At 32.5% G+C, this 19,054-nt stretch carries 17 protein-coding genes; 5 read left to right on the top strand and 12 right to left on the bottom strand.

Annotated elements, in window-relative coordinates; all coding sequences use genetic code 11:
- Window positions 1-13 precede the first annotated feature (13 nt).
- The 3 genes from AC1RPG_RS05250 to AC1RPG_RS05240 form a co-directional block, all read right to left on the bottom strand.
- Window positions 14-916 (bottom strand): GRP family sugar transporter, encoded by a 903-nt coding sequence (locus AC1RPG_RS05250; protein ID WP_409022282.1) that lies wholly within the window; start codon window positions 914-916, stop codon window positions 14-16.
- 255 nt (window positions 917-1,171) lie between these two features.
- On the bottom strand, window positions 1,172-2,344 hold the full coding sequence (locus AC1RPG_RS05245) for a class I SAM-dependent rRNA methyltransferase (protein ID WP_481761924.1): 1,173 nt from the start codon (window positions 2,342-2,344) through the stop codon (window positions 1,172-1,174).
- Window positions 2,345-2,359: 15 nt separating this feature from the next.
- Entirely contained in the window at window positions 2,360-2,989 is a 630-nt protein-coding gene (locus AC1RPG_RS05240) for a VanZ family protein (protein WP_481761925.1), read from the bottom strand.
- 432 nt (window positions 2,990-3,421) lie between these two features.
- On the opposite strand from AC1RPG_RS05240, the gene AC1RPG_RS05235 reads away from it, so the two are divergent.
- The 3 genes from AC1RPG_RS05235 (at window position 3,422) to AC1RPG_RS05225 (ending at window position 6,765) form a co-directional block, all read left to right on the top strand.
- The gene (locus AC1RPG_RS05235) at window positions 3,422-5,332 is read left to right on the top strand and encodes an LTA synthase family protein (protein WP_481761938.1); all 1,911 of its coding nucleotides are present in this window, start codon (window positions 3,422-3,424) and stop codon (window positions 5,330-5,332) included.
- Between the two features lie 116 nt (window positions 5,333-5,448).
- Window positions 5,449-6,189, top strand: coding sequence for a hypothetical protein (locus tag AC1RPG_RS05230; protein ID WP_481761926.1), 741 nt, complete (start codon window positions 5,449-5,451; stop codon window positions 6,187-6,189).
- Between the two features lie 18 nt (window positions 6,190-6,207).
- On the top strand, window positions 6,208-6,765 hold the full coding sequence (locus AC1RPG_RS05225) for a hypothetical protein (protein ID WP_481761927.1): 558 nt from the start codon (window positions 6,208-6,210) through the stop codon (window positions 6,763-6,765).
- Window positions 6,766-6,807: 42 nt separating this feature from the next.
- Here the strand turns inward: AC1RPG_RS05225 and dltD are convergent, their stop codons facing one another.
- The 9 genes from dltD to AC1RPG_RS05180 all read right to left on the bottom strand — a co-directional run bounded on the left by dltD (window position 6,808) and on the right by AC1RPG_RS05180 (window position 17,423).
- A complete protein-coding gene (gene dltD / locus AC1RPG_RS05220; RefSeq protein WP_481762190.1) occupies window positions 6,808-8,055 on the bottom strand; it encodes a D-alanyl-lipoteichoic acid biosynthesis protein DltD in 1,248 nt (415 codons plus the stop codon).
- Window positions 8,056-8,292: a D-alanine--poly(phosphoribitol) ligase subunit DltC gene (gene dltC / locus AC1RPG_RS05215; protein ID WP_481761929.1), complete on the bottom strand. Its 237-nt coding sequence runs from the start codon at window positions 8,290-8,292 to the stop codon at window positions 8,056-8,058.
- Between the two features lie 25 nt (window positions 8,293-8,317).
- Window positions 8,318-9,514 carry a D-alanyl-lipoteichoic acid biosynthesis protein DltB gene (gene dltB / locus AC1RPG_RS05210; protein WP_481761930.1) on the bottom strand — a complete coding sequence of 399 codons (1,197 nt, stop codon included), beginning with the start codon at window positions 9,512-9,514 and terminating at the stop codon, window positions 8,318-8,320.
- The gene (dltA, locus tag AC1RPG_RS05205) at window positions 9,514-11,043 is read right to left on the bottom strand and encodes a D-alanine--poly(phosphoribitol) ligase subunit DltA (RefSeq protein ID WP_481761931.1); all 1,530 of its coding nucleotides are present in this window, start codon (window positions 11,041-11,043) and stop codon (window positions 9,514-9,516) included. Before dltA ends, dltB begins: the two co-directional genes overlap by 1 nt.
- A gap of 14 nt (window positions 11,044-11,057) precedes the next feature.
- Window positions 11,058-11,207: a teichoic acid D-Ala incorporation-associated protein DltX gene (locus tag AC1RPG_RS05200; RefSeq protein WP_409022273.1), complete on the bottom strand. Its 150-nt coding sequence runs from the start codon at window positions 11,205-11,207 to the stop codon at window positions 11,058-11,060.
- 215 nt (window positions 11,208-11,422) lie between these two features.
- Complete coding sequence (locus AC1RPG_RS05195) at window positions 11,423-12,868, bottom strand: sensor histidine kinase (RefSeq protein ID WP_481761933.1); 1,446 nt, start codon at window positions 12,866-12,868, stop codon at window positions 11,423-11,425.
- Complete coding sequence (locus AC1RPG_RS05190; RefSeq protein ID WP_481761934.1) at window positions 12,868-13,593, bottom strand: response regulator transcription factor; 726 nt, start codon at window positions 13,591-13,593, stop codon at window positions 12,868-12,870. Before AC1RPG_RS05190 ends, AC1RPG_RS05195 begins: the two co-directional genes overlap by 1 nt.
- A gap of 159 nt (window positions 13,594-13,752) precedes the next feature.
- Window positions 13,753-15,174, bottom strand: a complete 1,422-nt coding sequence (locus AC1RPG_RS05185) for a hypothetical protein (protein WP_481761935.1) — start codon at window positions 15,172-15,174, stop codon at window positions 13,753-13,755.
- A gap of 2 nt (window positions 15,175-15,176) precedes the next feature.
- On the bottom strand, window positions 15,177-17,423 hold the full coding sequence (locus tag AC1RPG_RS05180; RefSeq protein ID WP_481761936.1) for a transglycosylase domain-containing protein: 2,247 nt from the start codon (window positions 17,421-17,423) through the stop codon (window positions 15,177-15,179).
- A gap of 398 nt (window positions 17,424-17,821) precedes the next feature.
- On the opposite strand from AC1RPG_RS05180, the gene AC1RPG_RS05175 reads away from it, so the two are divergent.
- Both AC1RPG_RS05175 and AC1RPG_RS05170 read left to right on the top strand, forming a co-directional pair.
- A complete protein-coding gene (locus AC1RPG_RS05175; protein WP_481761937.1) occupies window positions 17,822-18,559 on the top strand; it encodes a peptidylprolyl isomerase in 738 nt (245 codons plus the stop codon).
- Window positions 18,560-18,632: 73 nt separating this feature from the next.
- Window positions 18,633-18,959, top strand: a complete 327-nt coding sequence (locus tag AC1RPG_RS05170; protein WP_409022267.1) for a heavy metal-binding domain-containing protein — start codon at window positions 18,633-18,635, stop codon at window positions 18,957-18,959.
- The last annotated feature ends 95 nt before the right edge of the window (window positions 18,960-19,054 follow it).

Raw genomic sequence — 19,054 nt, 5'->3', positions numbered from 1 at the left:
CTCCTTCACCATTTTATAAAGTTTTCATAATTCCTAACATAATAACACCTAAAATAACAAATATTGATCCAAGTGTGACATAAATCATCTCATGCTTAGTCTTCTTTTCTCCTAATAAGTAGATACTACCGAATGTTGAAATAACCACTCCCATTTGAGAAAATGAAAAACTAACAGCTTGACCTAATTTAGGAATTGATAAGAACATAAAGATGTTACCAGCGCCCCAAATAAGTCCCGTTAATACATTTTTAAAAGTTGATGAGTGCATAATAACTTCATTTGCAATAAGCGCAACAAATCCAGCACCTATAACCATACCAACAGCTTGTGGCAAGATTGTTGCCATTGTAAATGCACGTGATTCATCAGCAGTCATGCCCACTGTTGCATAATGAACAACAATTGTATAACCTACGTAACCAATTGTTGACAAAATAATAGCACGTACACCAGCAGCAGTATTCTCATTTTTTTCTGAATCAGATAGAACTGAATTTTTTTTATCTCTCAATGATGTCAAAGCAGCACCAGCAATAATAACGATCATCGCTATAGTACCAATCACAACCATTTGAGTTGTCTTCCATTCATTAAACAGTATGACACCTGCCAACGCATTACCAGCTAACTGTAAGCCTGTTGAAACAGGAACTGTTTTTGAGATTCCGATTGCTTTCATAGCATGGAATTGTTGATTTTGACCTAAACTCCAAAATAAACCAGAAACGATACCAATAATCCAGACTTTTGTGTCCATTTCTGGTTGATAAATACCATAAATGGCAATTCCAAAAATCAAGGCACCCCATGTCATACCAACTGTTTGTTGGTTGGCAGTTCCGCCAAGTTTTCCACTTATAAGTCCAATACTACCCCATGCAATTGCAGGGATTACTGCCATTAAGATAATCATAATTAATTAAATCCTCTACTCTCTCTCTTTTATTCTTTTTTCGCGATTTAACTATTTTAGCAGTAAAGTAACCGTATTTACAACCCTTAAAACAAAAATTTGATGATAGCTTTAGCAACATTTGAAACGGGTTACATTCGAAATCCATCAAAAACACTCATAAACGTTTAATTACAAGCATTTTGTTTTTATGAATTTTTTATATTTTACGAAAAAAAACAATCCTATTTAATAATAAATAGGATTGTTTTTTAATTAATCAACTTTAATAACTAACGTTTTTAAATAATTACCTTGACGATATTCCTTGTTTGTTACAAAGTCACTTGATAAACGGAATGTTTCAAGTAATGTAAATGAACGATTCTTATTAGCAAAAGCTTCTGTGATTTGTTCTTTTAATTTTTTGAGCGTCAATCCTGCCGAATTAGTTGAGAACATGATAACACCATCTTTTTGTGTAATATCAATAGCATCTTCAGCAAGTTGAACATAATCTTTTTGAACTGAGAATGTTCTTTTCTTTGAACGTACAAAACTTGGTGGATCCAAAATAACTAAATCATAGTTAATATGGTGTTTCTTTGCATAATCTAAATAGCCGAAAACATCCATTCCACGAATTTCTTGTTTTTCAGGATCAATATTATTAAGTACAAATTGTTCTTTTGTACGATCAATATTTTTATTATTCACATCTACACTAACTGTTTTAAGTGCGCCACCTACTGATGCAGCAACTGATGTTGCACCTGTATTACTAAATCCGTTAAACACAAGTTTTCCTTCAGCATATTTATTCATAATTGCTTTACGCATTTCACGTTGTTCTAAGAAAAGTCCTGTCGTTGTTTCATTAAGATATGCAGCAAATTGAAGGCCATTTTCTTGAACAATAAGTGGCGTAGGTGCATCTTTTCCACGAACTTTGAATGTTGATGGTTCACCCTTTGTATCGTAACGAAGATTAGCATAAATACCTTTATAACTTGTAACTGCATCAGAAAATGCACTATAAATCATATCTTTGTGTTGGTAAAGACCTAAGCTATACCAAGTAAATACATAATAATCGTCGTAATAATCAATTGTTAATCCACCGATACCTTCACCTTCACCGTTAAAGAAACGAAAGGCATTCGTCTCCTTATTAGTAAATAATGATTTACGGTTCATTCGAGCGTTATTAAATAATTTTGAGAAAAAATCTTCATCAATACGTGATTCTTCATTTCGTGAAAAAATCCAGCCATCCCCACGATTTTGTTCTGCAAAATAACCATAAGCGACAAATTGATTATGTAGCGTTAATGCAACCCATTCTCCTTCTTTAAAATCACGAGTTGTTTGTAAATCTTCCTTATCAATTAATGGGTATCCATTTTTAAACTTTTTTGCTGCATGTGAAATAATTTCTACTTTTCTCAATGACTAGCACTCCTTCTATTTTTTAACGTCTTTTTTATTTAATATTTGATTTAAGATAAGATATAGCCCACAGCCTATCAATGTACCCAATGAATTAAAAATGATATCATCTATATCACTAACTCCGGATCCTAGTACAAACTGTCCACATTCAATAGCGATTGATAAACAAATACCAACCAACATTGTTTTTACTAGAGAATACTTTTTAAATTGCTTTAGACTGGGTAAAATAATTCCTAACGGAACAAACCAAAGAATGTTACCATATAGATTATACACGAAATCGAACAAAGATTGTCCATTTGTCAGTTTAATTGTTTCAATTAACGGTGTCCAATTGATAGAATGAAAATTATAGGTTGAATTCAATCGGATATCCCATGGGAAATAGACATATCTAAATACCGTCAATTCAACTAATAAAACGAGGTACGCAACTAATAATAGCCTTACAAATTCTGTTCTGAAGTTTATTTTTTTCTTTTGATACAACCCTATACTTACTCGAATAACAAGATACACGATTAAGTAAAAAATTGTTTTATCAACACTTAAAAAAATAAGATGGATTAATGGAAAGTGGTTAATACCTTGTGAGTAATGATGTAAAACGTATTCATATAATTTTGATAAAAATAACATTCTTTCAACCTCACCTTCCATCTTCTCCTATATTAACAAATAAAAACATGATATTTTAGTATGTACCATTATTTTTCATGTAAATTTAATAAGTTAAAAATGCATTAACAAAGCTTAGCATCAATTGACACAAATTTAATATAGACTGTAAACTACAGTTACGATTTTAATTTGATTATACTCGAAAGGACGGTTCAAACCGTGCAGACACTCAAACGATTTAGAACATTTCTAAACACAAAGCTTGGATTTTTCACCCTACTTCTGTTTCTTTTCTGGTTAAAAACAATTACTGCATATCTTATTGATTTTAACCTTGGTGTTTCAGGAATTTATCAATACTTTGTCCTTTTGTTAAATCCACTTGGCACAACCATGCTACTACTCGGACTTGCATTATACATTAAAAAACCAGTTATTTCATATTTGACTATGTTTTTAATTTACATTGCGAACTCAGCATTACTATTTTTTAATGTTATTTATTATCGAGAATTTACTGATTTTATGACAATTAATACAATGTTAGGTTATTCTAAAGTTTCTGAAGGTATTAGTGGCAGCTCTTTTGCTTTAATGAAACCACACGATATTTTTTACGTCATTGACTTAGTGCTTATTATTTGCTTATTCTTAACTCGCTATTTAAAATTTAACACTCGACCATTCAGTAAACTTAACGCGTTTGCAATTACATCATTCTCAATAATGCTAACATTGGCAAGTTTAACATTAGGCGAAATTGACCGACCACAATTAATTACGAGAACGTTTGATCGTAATTATATTGTTAAATACTTAGGAATTGATTCATATACCGTCTACGACAGTTTCAAAACAGTTAAAAACAATCGGGTTCGCGATACTGCTGAAAGTTCTGATTTAAATGATGTCCTTGATTTTACAAAGTCACATTATGCAGCACCTAATCCAAATATGTATGGTATCGCAAAAGGTAAAAATGTTATTGTGCTCCATTTAGAAAGTTTTCAACAATTTTTAATTAACTTTAAGGTGAATGGAAAAGAAGTCACACCCTTCTTAAATTCTCTATACAATGGTAAAGAAACTTATAGTTTTCCTAATTTTTTCAATCAAGTCGGACAAGGTAAAACATCTGATGCTGAGAATCTCTTAGAAACAAGTATCTATGGATTACCTCAAGGATCTGTTTTCACATCTCTTGGATCCGAAAATACATTTGAAGCAGCTCCCGCTATCTTAAATCAAACCGCTGGTTATTCTAGTGCTGTTTTCCACGGTAATATTGGATCATTTTGGAACAGAGATTCCGTTTATAAAAGTATGGGATACCAATACTTCTTTGATTCAAGTTATTATGATACGTCTGCAAATAACACTCTAGAATACGGTCTAAAAGATAAGTTATTATTCAATGATTCAGTTAAATATTTAGAAAAATTACAGCAACCTTTTTATGCAAAATTCATTACCGTGTCAAATCATTTCCCATTTGATATTGATTCAAAAAATAAAGACTTTGAAGTTCCAGATACAGGTGATACGTCTGTTAATAATTACTTCCAAACGGCTCATTATTTAGACGAATCAGTTAAAGAATTTTTCACATACTTAAAAAAATCTGGATTATCTAATAATACAATGGTTGTCCTCTATGGTGACCATTACGGTATTTCAAATTCAAGAAATGTGAAGCTTGCTAAACTTCTTGGTAAATCATCCGAAACATGGAGCTCATTTGATAATACACAATTACAACGTGTTCCATTTATGATTAATATTCCTGGAAGTAAAAATGGTGGCATCCAAAATCAATATGGTGGTGAAGTTGATGTCTTACCTACCCTTCTTCACTTATTAGGCCTAGATTCGTCATCATATGTTCAATTTGGGACAGATTTATTTTCTAAGAATCACGATCAGACAGTTGCGTTTAGAAATGAAAACTTCATTACACCTAATTATACTGTTTTAGATTCTACAATTTATGATAATGTAACAGGTAAAGAAGTTACGCACCCTTCTAAAATTGTTAAGGAAACAATAAAGAAAGATCAGACAAAAGTCAGTACCGAACTAAATTTATCGGATACAGTCAATAATCAAAACTTATTACGTTACTATACACCAAAGAATTTTAAGCCAACGCAACCAAGTGACTATAACTATAAGAATCAATATAGTAAATTACTAAAATTACAAGAAACGCTTAAAAACAATTCGACAAGCCTCTATTCAAAACATGGCAATAAGTCGACAACAACCTTATATCAAACAGATGCTCCTGAATTAAAGGCACCAACTGCAAGTTCTTCTTCAAAAACTGTTACAAGTTCAAGTTCAAGTACCAGTTCAAAATAAACGCTACCGAAAAATAAATTTCGGTAACGTTTATTTTTTTATTCTAAACAACTTCACATAATGTTCATAACTATTATTTAAAATTAGTCATATAGATTAATCGAAGAGGTGTCATTATGTCTTTAATTCTACAATCATTATCTAGTATTTTTTATCATAAGAAACAAACAGTTGGGTTATTTATCATATTTTTTTTCACAATACTAATCGGTCTCTCAAACTTATTATTTAATCAAATTTCATTTGAATCATTTAAAAGTTTTAAAAAAATGCTTGCTCATATTAATGTTAATAGTACATCTAGTTCTAATTTACTTAGTGTCTTAACAGATATTCATAAACAACAAGTCAGCCTAATCTACCCTATTATTATTGGGTTATTGATAGCGGGTATTACTATCAGTATTGTTGTTTATAAAAAAATCATCAACAAGCGTATCAACGAATATCTTAGTTTACACAATATCGGCGAAAGTCAGCCTAAAGTCGCATTTGCATTCGCTCTTGAAGTCCTTATTATCTTTATAGCAGCATTAATTTTAGTGATAATTTTAATTTTCTTCTTTAAAAATAACTATACTTCATTGCTGAGAGAACTAAATATTTATTGGCTAACCCATTCATTAGCTATGCAACTTTCTCCCTCAGAAATATCCTCTGAGTTATTAGAATTACTGTCACATAAATTAACCAATTTTAATGGGAATTTTTTAATTTCCTCTACAAACGTACAATTTAGTACATTAATCTCGCAAGAATCATTCATTAATTCTGCATATCTATTTGCTGGCGGTATAACTATTAGCCTTATTTCATTCCTATCTGTCTTATTCTCTACCCGTAACTCATCTCATTAAATTATAGGAGGCATCACAATGCAACTAAAAAAATACACTAATACAACTCAATCATTAACCTCATTATTCCCTACCCATTCGGTTTCAATCATTTTAGATAAATCATTTGAATTCGTAAATCAACTTGAAAATCAAGACTTTATTAATTCAAATTTAGTTACTTTAATCACAATTGAAGAACTAAGCTTAATAGTTCCTTATCTAACTATCACACAAAATATGGGTTTAACATCTAAGAAACAGCACAAAAAAACATATAAAACTATTTCAAAATTAATTTATGGACAATATTTTCACCACTATTCACCGAATTTTATCAACAAAAAAACGACTGATTTAAGTCACTTTGATGAAACACTTATTTTAATTTTTAGAGCTATCTTAAACGATTATTCGGTGATCATTTTATCAGGCTTAATTGATGAATTTTCAATAATAGAAACAAGATTCTTCATTGATTTAGTCACAGAATTAACCTGCCAATTAGATTTAAGCATTATTATCACAACTAAACAGACAGAGTTACTTACTCAACCGCAAATCATTCCCTTTGCAGAATCTCCTATAATAGAATAAACCCTCATTGCATATGCAATAAGGGTTTATTCCAATTATTTTTTATTCTTGTTGCCAATCTTCTGAGTAATAATAATTATTTAAATGATATTTAGGTTTAACTTGTTTTTGAGTCAGGAATGGGTTCACATAACTATCAACCGCAACCCAACCTTTCCAACCTAAATGAATCGTATCTTCCATGAAGTATTCTTCATTACCATCTTTACTGAAATCAGCAATTTTATTAAATCCTTGGGATTTCAATTGCTTTGTAACCTTACCATCAAAGTTAGCTAGCATCTTCGACGATAGTCCAGTATAACTTGCCCAACGTTGGTTTACAGGTGGAATAATAAACAAGACGTCAGTATGTTCTTTAGCAAACTGATTTAAAATTAATTGGAAATCTGAAAATTCAACAGAATGATCATAATTTAATTTAGTCTGTGTACCTGCAAGCTTACCAATTTTTTTGTTAAGCTTATTTTTATCCCAATAACTATTTTTGATTGCAAAATCATTATTGGTTGTCCATTTAGCACCATATTTACCGGCAAGAATATTTAATTTATTTAAATCATATTTTGCTGGAAGGTTCTTAGTTTGTTTGTCGATAGTCTGTGTTCGATCGGCCATCGGAAAACCTGAGAATAATTGATCTTCATGATTCAAAATCGTTAATTTCAAGCGAAGCATCGTAGCATCCGCTTCAGATAACGACTGTCCTTCAGCAATTTTATGCATTGCATTCAGTACAGATTCATTTCCTTCACCAGACATTAAAGTAATAAATCTGTTGGCAGCATAACGATCTGACAGGCTGTTAGCATTTGCAGATAGTAACCACTCTGTTGTTTGTAATGGTGAATAAAAATTATTAAATACCTGCTTTCTTACACCATTAGGAACAAACCATTGTGGTGATACCACCATAACTGCTTTTTTATTTCTTAATTGATTTTTGATACCTTGTAAATAAAAATAATGATTAAGCGATTGTGTCCCACCAGTTCCCATTAAAAATGGACGATATGAACGATTATATTTTTTCGCTAAAACTGAAGGATGCATCGAATCCATCCGTGAAAATTCGGATGAACCGATAAATGCCACATAACCATCATCTAATGCCTTTTGACGAATAGCAGAGCCCTTTAAAATTAAAGTAGATTGCGATACTGCTGCTTTTTCTTCAGTTTTTGCAGAACTGAAATTATAATTGACTGGTGCAAGTAGTATGGCTAATAGTAATGCAACAGCCAAAACAACAGGCCCAATGATCATGAATAACTTCTTTTTCAATCCCATTTAGATCAAGCTTTCTACTTTTGCAATAATTAAATTTGGTGTTGCCCACTCAGAACGTTCAAACTCTGAAATTGGAATATCAACACCTAATTCATTTTGTAATTCTAAGATTAATTGAATTGAACCCATTGAATCTAATAGGCCTTCATCAAAAACATTTAAATCTAAATTATTTCTAACTTCTGCGCTACCTGTTGTCTCTTCTAATATATCTAAAACTTTATCTTTTGTGTTCATATCAATTCTCCTCTAATTATCTATTTTATGAAAAATATAGTTTGTCCAAAAATCCTGAAAAGATTAAGAAACTTAAGCAAACGATGTTAAACGTAATAAAGATTGCAAAAATTTCTGTAAATTTATTACTTGGAATACTGGTTTTATGTTTCTTTTTAAATCTGAGCCATGCATCATTAATGACGATAGCTATCGCATGGAATAGGCCATAGGCAATGTAATACCAAGTAACCCCGTGCCAAAATCCCATGAGTAAGAATAATCCAAAATAACCAACAATAGCTGTTGTTATTCGACTTTTAATTAATTTATGTTTCATCATAAAAAAGACTAATCTCATATAAACAAAATCACGGAACCAGAATGAAAGTGTCATGTGCCAACGATTCCAAAAGTCTTTAATATTGTGTGCGATGAAAGGTCTATTAAAGTTAGGAGGTGTTTCAATTCCCATAAAGTAACTGATACCAACTGCGAATAAACTATAACCAGCAAAATCAAAAAATAAATCCATACTGTACGTGTACATGTAACCAACTAAGGCCCACGATATACCACCGTCTAGTAATGCAATACGTGCGACGTGAGGTAACAGCATCGTACCAAATAGGTATGCTAGTAAAAATTTATATAAGAAACCTAAGAAAATGTAAAATACACCCTTTTGTAACATTTCTAAATATTTTTCTCGACTTGGGACATTTTGATAATCTTTAACAAACCGTCTGTAACGATCGATTGGTCCCGATGAGATAGTTGGGAAAAACAATAAAAATTGTAAGGTTAGCATCAAATCAAATTTCTTAATACTACCATCTCGCGATTCCATAATCATTTGAACCGCTTTAAACGTTAAATAACTAATTCCTAAAAAGCCAATAATTGATGGTATACCATTATTAATGGCTGGTGTTATTTTTACGATGGATAATGGTGCTATCGCTAAAAGGACAGCCATAATAAAAACCCACGTTTGATTATACTTACTACGATAATTCATGTATAAACCGATAAGTAAGACTTCAAAAATTATATAAATAAGTAAATTAAAGCCTTCGTGAAGTTTTGGACCGCCAAATATTAAGAAAATAAAGAGTAATGAAATTAACGTTTCATACAATCTAAATCTTTTACCATTAAGCAAACCAACAATAATTGGAATTAAAACAACAATAAGATATAGAAAGTACATCGGATTGACATAAGGTTGGAATGATACCATTAAGCATTCACCTCATTTATTAGTGTTTTCCGATCAATTTTACCATTTTGCGTTAATGGTAAAACATCAACATAAACAAACTTCTGTGGAATCATATATGACATCATTGTATCTAACAAGTATTTTTTAATTTCAACTGTTAATTCTGAGTCTCGTTCAACTGGATTATCATTTTGAACAACATACGCAATTAATTGAACCACTTTATGATCCTTATTATATTTTGGAATAGTGATTGCTTGTTTTACAAATGGATGCGATGACACATGATGGTCAACTTCTTCTAATTCAATTCGGTAACCATGTAGTTTAACCTGGAAATCAATTCGTCCACGATATAACAACATCCCTTCAGAATTTATGATTGCTGCATCACCAGTTCGATAGGCAGCTACGCCATCCATTTCAAAAAAAGCACTGGCCGTTTTTTCAGGATTGTTAAGATAACCTTTTGAGACACTAGGTCCAGCAATAATTAATTCACCTTCATCACCATTTGGTACTAGTTCATTTTCTGGATTAACTACAACCATCTTTGTATCTGATTTGGCATAACCAATTGGTAATCGTGGGTATTGTTCTAAAATAGCATCAGTAATCTCAACACTCGAAACCGCAACTGTTGCTTCCGTAGGACCATACGTATTAAATATCTTAGCCATTGGGAATCTTTGCTTCAATGCTGCAGCTGTTTTGTGAGTTAATTCTTCACCACAAAATAAGAATCGACTAAGATCTGGTAAATGTTTATCATCAAACGTTGGTTCTAATAAACAAATATCAATAAATGATGGTGTTGAAACCCAAACTTGTAAGTCCAGAGTAGGTAACGTTTGGAAAAGAACTTTGAAATTATCCGTCACTTCTTGAGGTAAAACAGATAACTTACCACCCATAGTTAATGTAGGATACAAGTCCATTACTGATAAATCAAATGAGTATGGTGCCTGAGATAGACTATTGGGATGTTCTGGTAGAGAGAAATCTTCTATCATCCAGTTCACGTAACTTATCAAGTTATCATGACTAATTTGAACCCCTTTTGGCTGTCCAGTCGTACCAGATGTAAAGATAATATAGAAGTTATCTTTACCAGTTACTTGGAAACTAGGATCAGGAACTTCTACCCCTTGATTATTCTCAATAATTTCTGTTAATTCAGTTGATAAAATTACAGGTACATCGAGTTTAACTTCAGGTAATTCTGCTACAGCTATACAAGCGACTGGTTTCGCAACTTCTTGAATTGACTCTAAACGCTCAGCTGGTGAGTGCGAATCAATTGGAATATATGCGTGCCCTGCTTTAACGCTTCCTAAAAAAGCCACTAGCATATTAAATTTTTGATTTCCATATATCATAATTGGACGTTTATTATCTAAATTTAATTCAATCAAATGCAATGCTAATGCATCAGATTTTTCTTTTAACTGTTGATAAGTATTTGTCTCACCCAAATCATTGTAAACAATGCGATTGGGATCGGACATTGCGATCATATCAATTTGATTAATTACATTTTTTATCATGTCTTTGCTCTCCTTTAAAATTCATTATAGATAAACGTACCATTACTTATACCTTTAAATGAATACAGGTAAACTAGCATCGCCAATACAATAAAATAAAAGGCAGTTCGAACGATAAACATAAAAACTTCATTTTCTTTTAAATCATGCCATTTTTGGCTCATATTTATCACATCCCCCTTAGAATGAATATAGTATACACTTTTTTTCCCCCGTTTAGCATTCATCTATGTCATACTAACCTAACAATTTTGTAATATTAAACTTAGTTAATAATCTTATTAACCGCTTTTTAGTGTAACAGAATTACATCTATATCACAAAAAAGAACGATTTCTATTTGTATATAGAAATCATTCTTTAATAATTTTTTAACTATTTATTCATTTTCTTGATTTGGAAACGTCAATGTAAACGTTGTCCCTTTTCCTTCAGTACTCATCACTTCAACTTTTCCGTTATGAAGTTGCATTAATTGATGAACAATTGATAATCCCAATCCTGATTCTCCGTACTTAGTACTCTTACGAGATGGATCTGCCTTGTAGTAACGTTCCCAAATATTTTCTAGCTGGTCTTTTGTCATGCCAATACCTGTATCAGTAATCCTAAAGATACTTTCATGGTAACCACGTTCAGCTGAAATATGAATCGTTCCTGATTGAGTGAATTGAATGGCGTTTTGCGTAATGTTAAAAATAACTTGCACAAATCGATCGTAATCCGCAAAAACCATTAAGTTTTTAGGAACACTTAATTCAATCTTATCGTCGGCTTCTATTGCTTTTTTTGTTAGTTGTTCAACGATGTTATTCAAAACAATAACCGCATCAAAATTACTTGGTGCTAGCGTAATTTGATTTGTCCTAATTTTTTCATAGTCTAAATTTTCATTGACTAATCGGATTAATCGCTTAGTTTCACTTTGCATTAGTTCAATGCTCTTCCCTTTGCTCTCTTCTGGAATTGCATCGTATGCTAGCCCTTCAAGTAGTCCGTTAATAGTTGTCAACGGTGTACGCATTTCGTGTGCAGCGTCAGCCATAAATTGTCTACGACGTTCTTCTTGACGTTTTATTTCTTTCTCTGATTCTTTCAATGAAGAAACCATGCCATCAAAATCTTGTGCCAAATCATCTATTTCATCTCGATGTCTACTTTCGATATGCACATCAAAATTACCATCAGCAACCATTCGAGTTGCACGTCTCAATCGATTAATTCTAGAAACAGAGTATCTCGCTAAAAGATAACTCAAAATAATTCCAGCGATAACAGAGACAATAAACGCAATAACCAAATTCTGAGTCATTTGACTCATATTGGATTGAATATTAGAAACATTGGCTCCAACCGATATAACCGCATATAATTTACCATTATAAAAATAAGGTTTCAAAATATCGGTCATATTAATTGCTTTCATATCTGTTTTTAATTGTCTATTAATATGCGGTGTACGGTGAACAACTTCACCATTTTCCAATTTTTTCCACTGCTCACTTGTAATATTGTCCTGTACCGCATTATCAGGATAGATAATTTTAGATTTTTTAGTATAAATAGTAAATCGAACATTTTGCGTTTTTAAAATTAATTCTGCATTTCTTAAATTATTTAAGTTTAAATTAAATTGCGTTTTTGAATCGGTTGTTTTTAAAACCATTGATTCTGACATTAAACTATCCGAGTAACCTTCCAATTGTGTCCATGTATTTTTATAGACCATATCACTCGTGAAATTTAAAAATAAAGCGCCAAATACAATGACCAATGTAATAATAACCGCGAAGAATGCTAACATTTGCTGATAAAGTAGCTTCATTAGTAACCAGCTCCTGAGTCATCAAATTTATAACCGACACCCCACACCGTTTGAATAACTTGTGGACCCACTTTTTCAATTTTTTGACGTAATTTTTTAATATGTGCATCAACTGTTCGTTCATCACCAAAAAATTCATAATCCCAAACTAATTCCAATAGTTTTTCTCTTGAAAAGACTTGTTTTGGTTTATTGGCCAACGTTTTCAACAAATCAAATTCTTTTGGTGTTAAATCATGAATTAAAACGTCTTGTAAGTATGCTTCTCGACGAGCTGTACTTAATTTAAAGTGAGTTGTGACAATATCAAAACTAGTACTTTCATTTTCTGTTTCATCGTCAGTTCCAACACTTGGTTTTTCTGCCCGGCGGTGAAGGGCCTTAATTCTAGCAATCAATGTTATTGGGCTAAAAGGCTTTGTTACATAATCATCTGCGCCCATTTCTAATCCAAGAACTTGATCACTTTCGGTATCGCGTGCCGTTAAAATAATAATGGGGACATTAGCTGAAACTTTTCGAATCGTAGAACTGACTTGCATGCCATCCATACCAGGCAAATTCAAATCAAGCGTAATCATATCCCAACTATCCGGATCTTCATTAAACATAGCAACAGCATCATTACCATCATAAGCGTACTGAACGTCCCATTTTTCTTTTTGAAAAAACATCGACATCATTTCAGAAACTGCCTTATTATCCTCTACCATCAATAATTTCATATTATTCCTCTTTCATTTCCAATTTAATGAAAATCATAATCTTATCTGCTACTTTGAGCGGTCTTATATTCCATTAGTATAACTAAATAATATGAATATTTTTAGTTTTTTTTCGTAATATATTTTAATACCATCAATTTTAATGTATTGTAACTACTTTTACTGTATTTTAGTAGCTGATGAACTGCTTACCTGGCTTGTACTACTACTAATAGCACTTGATTCTGAACTGCTTACGGCTGTATCTGATGACGCGTCGGCTTCTAAACTAGAGCTTGTTTCATCCGTTGAACTTGATTCTTCTACAGAACTTGCCTTTGCCTCCTGGCTTGATGCGCTGGATGACTTTTTACTTGCTCCCGAGTAAATTTTATTTGCTGAAGTTCCCTTATAACTTTGGTGTTGGATAATTACCTTTAATTTATCTGTTCGCTTAAGTAAGTTTCCTTCACTCGGCTCCGATAATATCATGTTTTTCCCAGACCATTTCTGTACAAATACAATTTCTATATGGTTTTTGTTGGCCCACTTTTGCGCTTCCGATTGAGATCCAAATTTAGGAACTTTTATATAAATTTCAGCTTGTTTCTTATCTTCAGCCTGTTTTTTTAATGCATGAGATAAAGTTTCTTCAAGTGAAACCAACTTTTTATCGGCTTGTTTCTTATCTGAAAGATCTTTTTTATAATCATCAAATACCTGATACTGCTCTGTCTGTGTGGCTAAATCTTTAGCTATCACTTCTTCAATTTGATTTAAAAAGGCAAGATTATTCCATGAATAGTGTAATTTACTGACAGCATTCGTATAGTCATCTATTTGCTGACTTGTACTTTTTTTCAAGATTTCTACATTACCTGACAAAGGGTCATACGTGGCTGTCTTCATGGCAATGGACATTACACCGTTTATTGCTATTGCATCTTTTGCCAAATTTTTTTGTAGTGTATAAATTCGATTGGCAAATTGATCTTTATTTGAAGAATTAATCAATAACTGATTAATGTACCCAAATTGTTCATTATTCAATTTTTGAATCGTTCCAGGGGTCACATTTACTTTAACTGTTTGTTCATCATCCTTAACAAATACATCTTGGTATAATGAATTCACTTTCACTTTTTTTAATAAATTATCATATTTTGTCTGGTAATCAGCACGTGAATTCTTAGAAATATTTGATAATGTATCATCTAATTTTTTCATTTCACTTGAAGTTGCTTTAGTCGTTAACTCCTCTGTTTTAATGTTGTAACTATCTGCATAAATTTCATTAAACTTTTGTTTTGCTTCTTTAGACTTAACATTAGAGTCGTAGAGTGAGTCTGGCGTTTGATTTGCCATTGTTAATTTTGAATTATCATTTTTGGACCAATCAAGACTAATTTGATACCGATTGATAACCGTATAGACGCTCCAAATACTCAAGCTAACCGCAATAAACAACAAAATACGATACGCCCACTTTAAAAATTGTCGTATCGATTTATGACTAGCTTGTTCTGGTTTAAAATCTGCTTTATTTTCTCGGTTAACAGTTTTTTTTCCTGTTTGCTTTGTCCCTCTTGATCTCGGTTCCATTTTTATTCACCCTCTAACGTCTCTTTAGCCGCCTTAATGCCATCATTAGCCTTGTCTAATTTTTTCTGAACATTATTTAATTTTTTCTGAGTTGACTGCTCCCATGAACCAATTTTATATGCTTCAGGTTTCTTGTGATATGAAGGATCCTCTAATTTTATTTTTAACGTGTCCTCAGCAATCTTTTTAGACAAATACGTTTTATATATTTTAGCTTTTTTTACATCAATTTTTTCTGGCTCTTTAACGCCTAACGTTACTACTTTATCGTTAGGTTCATATTGAGCTGCAAGACCAGTTCCTGACAATTGTATAACAGTTGATGGTTTTGTCCACTCACTATTATCAGCATTCTTTTCTTTTGAAAAATGTACCATTAGGTCACGATATAAATTAACATTTGTCATTGCAGATGCAGCATCAGTAATATAATGTCCTTTTTTCATTGGTTCATCATACCCTAACCACATCGAAATAGAAGTTGATTTAGTGAACCCATTCATCCAGACATCCATATTTGCATTCGCTGGAAATCCCGATGAAGCAGAATAACCGACGGTCCCTGTCTTCATTGCCTGATGAACATTATCAATTCTTGCAGAAGGCGCTGTCCCACCGGCATTAGGTACGCCTTCCATCATTGACGTTAGCATAAATGCTGTTGAGGCCTTCATAGCACGTTTACTATTTACCTCATATTTTTTAACACTATTATCTGAAAATTTTAGACTTGTGACGTAACGAGCCGCATGATAGGTTCCGCCATTTGAAACGGTGCCATATGCTGTCGCCATTTGTTCGGTAGAAACATCGAGTCCAATAGCCTGCGACCCCGCAGGTGCATTATTTTGAGCCATCCCTACTTGTGCTAAAAATTGGCTAGCCTTCGCACTCCCAACAGTATTTAACGTTCTAATTGCTGGTGTATTAGCCGAAACTCGTAATGCGTTTTGCATCGTTATTGATTTATAACTCACTTTATCAAAATTCTGAGCAACAAGATTAGTTCCCGGATAAGTATATGAAGTGCCATCTAAGGCATGTGTGGTTGCCCACCCAAAGTATTCAATAGCAGGGCCATAATCTAATAGTGGCTTAATTCCTGATCCTGACGAACGCTGCGTAGAAATTGCCCGATTATAACTGAAGGCAGTTTTTTGATGACGTCCACCATATTGAGCAACAATATTCCCCGTTTTAGGATCTGTAATTGTAATTGCAGATTGTTCTGCTGAATTTTGATAATATTTTTTATTATCAGCTAATTTTTTAACAGTCGCATTTTGCTTTGAATCAAGCGCTGTTGTAATTTGTAATGGAGTTTTAGCTAAATCGTACCCTTTATCGCTAACTTGTTCTAAGGCAGAAGTAACATAAGCATTATTTTCAAGAATTTTTTTTGTAACAGAATTTTCCATCCAATGGCGTTTCTGTAAATCTTTTGTCACTGATTCTGCGACAGCAATTTTATATTGTTTCTTTGTAATTACCTTATTCTCAAGCCCTGTTTTTAATATTATATTTCGGCGTGTTTGAACGGCTTTAGGGTTTGAATATAAATTATAGGTAGAAGGGGCTTGGCCCAATCCAGCTATAATTGCCTGTTGACTAATACTCAATTGTTTTAAAGTTTTACCAAAATACGTTTCTGAAATGGTCTGTGCCCCATATGATCCTTCGCCTAGACTCATTTTATTAACATAAAACTCTAAAATCTGTTTCTTACTATAATTATGGTATAACTGTTGCGCTAAGAAAAATTCTTTTATTTTCCGGTCTACAGTCCGATCTTTATTACTCGTTGAAAAAACAGTTAATTTAATTAACTGTTGCTCAATACTTGATCCACCTCGAGCTGACCCTTTACCTACAGCTGATTTAATGGAAGAAAGTCCCGCATTAAATAAGCCGGAGGGCGAAAATCCCGCGTCTTTGTAAAATGTTTGATCTTCTGTTGCTAATAACAGATTACTATATGTTTCAGGAATGTCTTTTGACTTAACATAAACTCGTTTATTCAGCGCTGAAGACCAAATTAACTGGCCATCTTTATCATACATATTTGAACTGGCATCAGATATTAATTCCTGACTTGTAACTGTTGGCACGGACTTAATAACTGTCGCAATATAAATACTTATCGTCGTAACTCCTAATAAAAATAAAACACCAAATATTGCAATAACTCTAAAAATCCACGGATGCCGATGACGCCATCTTTCTTTATCTTTCTTATTTTGTTTTACCATTATGCCATCCCCGATTCTGTGACACGAGTCACATCTCTTGCCATGACATTATTTATTATTTTTTCTATGTATAAATCTAAATTTCCCAATTTATTACCAACTAACAAAACGTAACCCCCTACTACTTTTCTTAACAATACAAAATCTGACTAATCCATTTCGATAATTGTATTGTAATCCTCTAACTATGTAAATTTTTATATCGTTCACAATTGATAACGTTCATATAAGTATTAAATCCTCATTTAACCGTGAGTCATCCCCATTTATATATGTTAAATATAACAATCATAATGACTATATACAAGCGCTAAACTGGATGTTTAAGTTAAGACTTGTATAACTTCTACCTCGTACGTTAAACTAGAGTAATTAAATAAAGAAAGTTTGGGGTTAATATGAAAAACAAAAAAATGATTGGTTTAATTGCAGTAATTATTATCATTATTCTTGGGGGAATTGGGTTCTTCTTCTACCATCAAAATGCAGAAACAACAAATGATACGGAAACTACTACTTCTTCATCAAGTGTAGCGTCAAACGTTGAACTACCACAACTTAGTTCAAAAGTAACAAAAAAAGAAGCTGTCGTAGATATTCAGACAACAAAGGGAAATATCAAAATCAAATTATTCCCGGAATATGCACCAAAAGCTGTGAAGAATTTTATTACTCATAGTAAAAAAGGGTACTATAATAATACCCTCTTCCATCGTGTTATTAACGAATTTATGATTCAAGGTGGCGATCCTAAAGGGGATGGTACTGGTGGCGAAAGTATTTATGGTCATACATTCGGTGCTGAAATTTCAAGTAACCTTTACCACATCCGTGGTGCTTTAGCGATGGCACAAACGTCAGAACCTGATTCAATTGGTAGTCAATTCTACATTGTTCAAAATAACCAAGATGTAAGTACCAGTGCTGATATTAAAGATGGCACACCGTCAAAAATTATTGATGCATACAAAAATGGTGGCACACCTTCACTTGATGGTACTTATACTGTCTTTGGTCAAGTTATCAAAGGGATGGATGTTGTTGATAAAATTGCCGCAGTTGCAGTTAATTCAAGTGATAAACCTACAACTAATGTTAAAGTTAAAACAATTAAAGTCCTCCAAGAGACAAAATAATCAGTTCAAATCTGCAGTCTCTTATAAAGTAACTATGTTACTATGAAGATACTAATAAAGGGAGGTTTTATAGATGTCAGATAAAATTCTAGTCGTTACAACGGAAAGTATTCCGGGTAGAGAATATGAAGTAATTGGGGAAGTTTTTGGCCTTACAACACAATCTAAAAATGTTATCAAAAACATTGGTGCCAGTCTTAAAAATATTGTCGGTGGCGAAATTAAGGCCTACACAGAAATGATGGCTGAATCAAGAGATACTGCTATTGATCGTTTACGCGACAATGCAGTAAGCATGGGTGCTGATGCAGTTGTTATGATGCGTTTTGATTCCGGTTCAATTGGTCAAGATATGCAATCAGTTGCCGCATATGGTACCGCAGTTCGATACATTAAATAATGAAAAAAAGTTTCAACAATGTACTAGGCCCTGTCAAGTTGACGGATGAAATAATATAAAATTTAATATGTTTCTAAATGGCTTTATCCCAGTAT

The sequence above is a fragment of the Dellaglioa sp. CoH-57-MRSF-18 genome (assembly GCF_056781995.1).
Note: the sequence above shows the minus strand (reverse complement) of the source record. Positions and strands in the feature narration are given on the sequence as shown.

Bases quoted from the DNA above. Each gene is read 5' to 3' on its own strand.
- AC1RPG_RS05195 (WP_481761933.1), bottom strand. From the start codon at position 12,868: ATGAAGCTACTTTATCAGCAAATGTTAGCATTCTTCGCGGTTATTATT.
- dltC (WP_481761929.1), bottom strand. From the start codon at position 8,292: ATGAACACAAAAGATAAAGTTTTAGATATATTAGAAGAGACAACAGGT.
- AC1RPG_RS05240 (WP_481761925.1), bottom strand. From the start codon at position 2,989: ATGTTATTTTTATCAAAATTATATGAATACGTTTTACATCATTACTCA.
- AC1RPG_RS05230 (WP_481761926.1), top strand. From the start codon at position 5,449: ATGTCTTTAATTCTACAATCATTATCTAGTATTTTTTATCATAAGAAA.
- dltD (WP_481762190.1), bottom strand. From the start codon at position 8,055: ATGGGATTGAAAAAGAAGTTATTCATGATCATTGGGCCTGTTGTTTTG.
- AC1RPG_RS05225 (WP_481761927.1), top strand. From the start codon at position 6,208: ATGCAACTAAAAAAATACACTAATACAACTCAATCATTAACCTCATTA.
- AC1RPG_RS05250 (WP_409022282.1), bottom strand. From the start codon at position 916: ATGATTATCTTAATGGCAGTAATCCCTGCAATTGCATGGGGTAGTATT.
- AC1RPG_RS05235 (WP_481761938.1), top strand. From the start codon at position 3,422: ATGTTTTTAATTTACATTGCGAACTCAGCATTACTATTTTTTAATGTT.
- AC1RPG_RS05180 (WP_481761936.1), bottom strand. From the start codon at position 17,423: ATGGTAAAACAAAATAAGAAAGATAAAGAAAGATGGCGTCATCGGCAT.
- AC1RPG_RS05175 (WP_481761937.1), top strand. From the start codon at position 17,822: ATGAAAAACAAAAAAATGATTGGTTTAATTGCAGTAATTATTATCATT.
- dltB (WP_481761930.1), bottom strand. From the start codon at position 9,514: ATGGTATCATTCCAACCTTATGTCAATCCGATGTACTTTCTATATCTT.
- AC1RPG_RS05190 (WP_481761934.1), bottom strand. From the start codon at position 13,593: ATGAAATTATTGATGGTAGAGGATAATAAGGCAGTTTCTGAAATGATG.
- dltA (WP_481761931.1), bottom strand. From the start codon at position 11,043: ATGATAAAAAATGTAATTAATCAAATTGATATGATCGCAATGTCCGAT.
- AC1RPG_RS05185 (WP_481761935.1), bottom strand. From the start codon at position 15,174: ATGGAACCGAGATCAAGAGGGACAAAGCAAACAGGAAAAAAAACTGTT.
- AC1RPG_RS05200 (WP_409022273.1), bottom strand. From the start codon at position 11,207: ATGAGCCAAAAATGGCATGATTTAAAAGAAAATGAAGTTTTTATGTTT.
- AC1RPG_RS05170 (WP_409022267.1), top strand. From the start codon at position 18,633: ATGTCAGATAAAATTCTAGTCGTTACAACGGAAAGTATTCCGGGTAGA.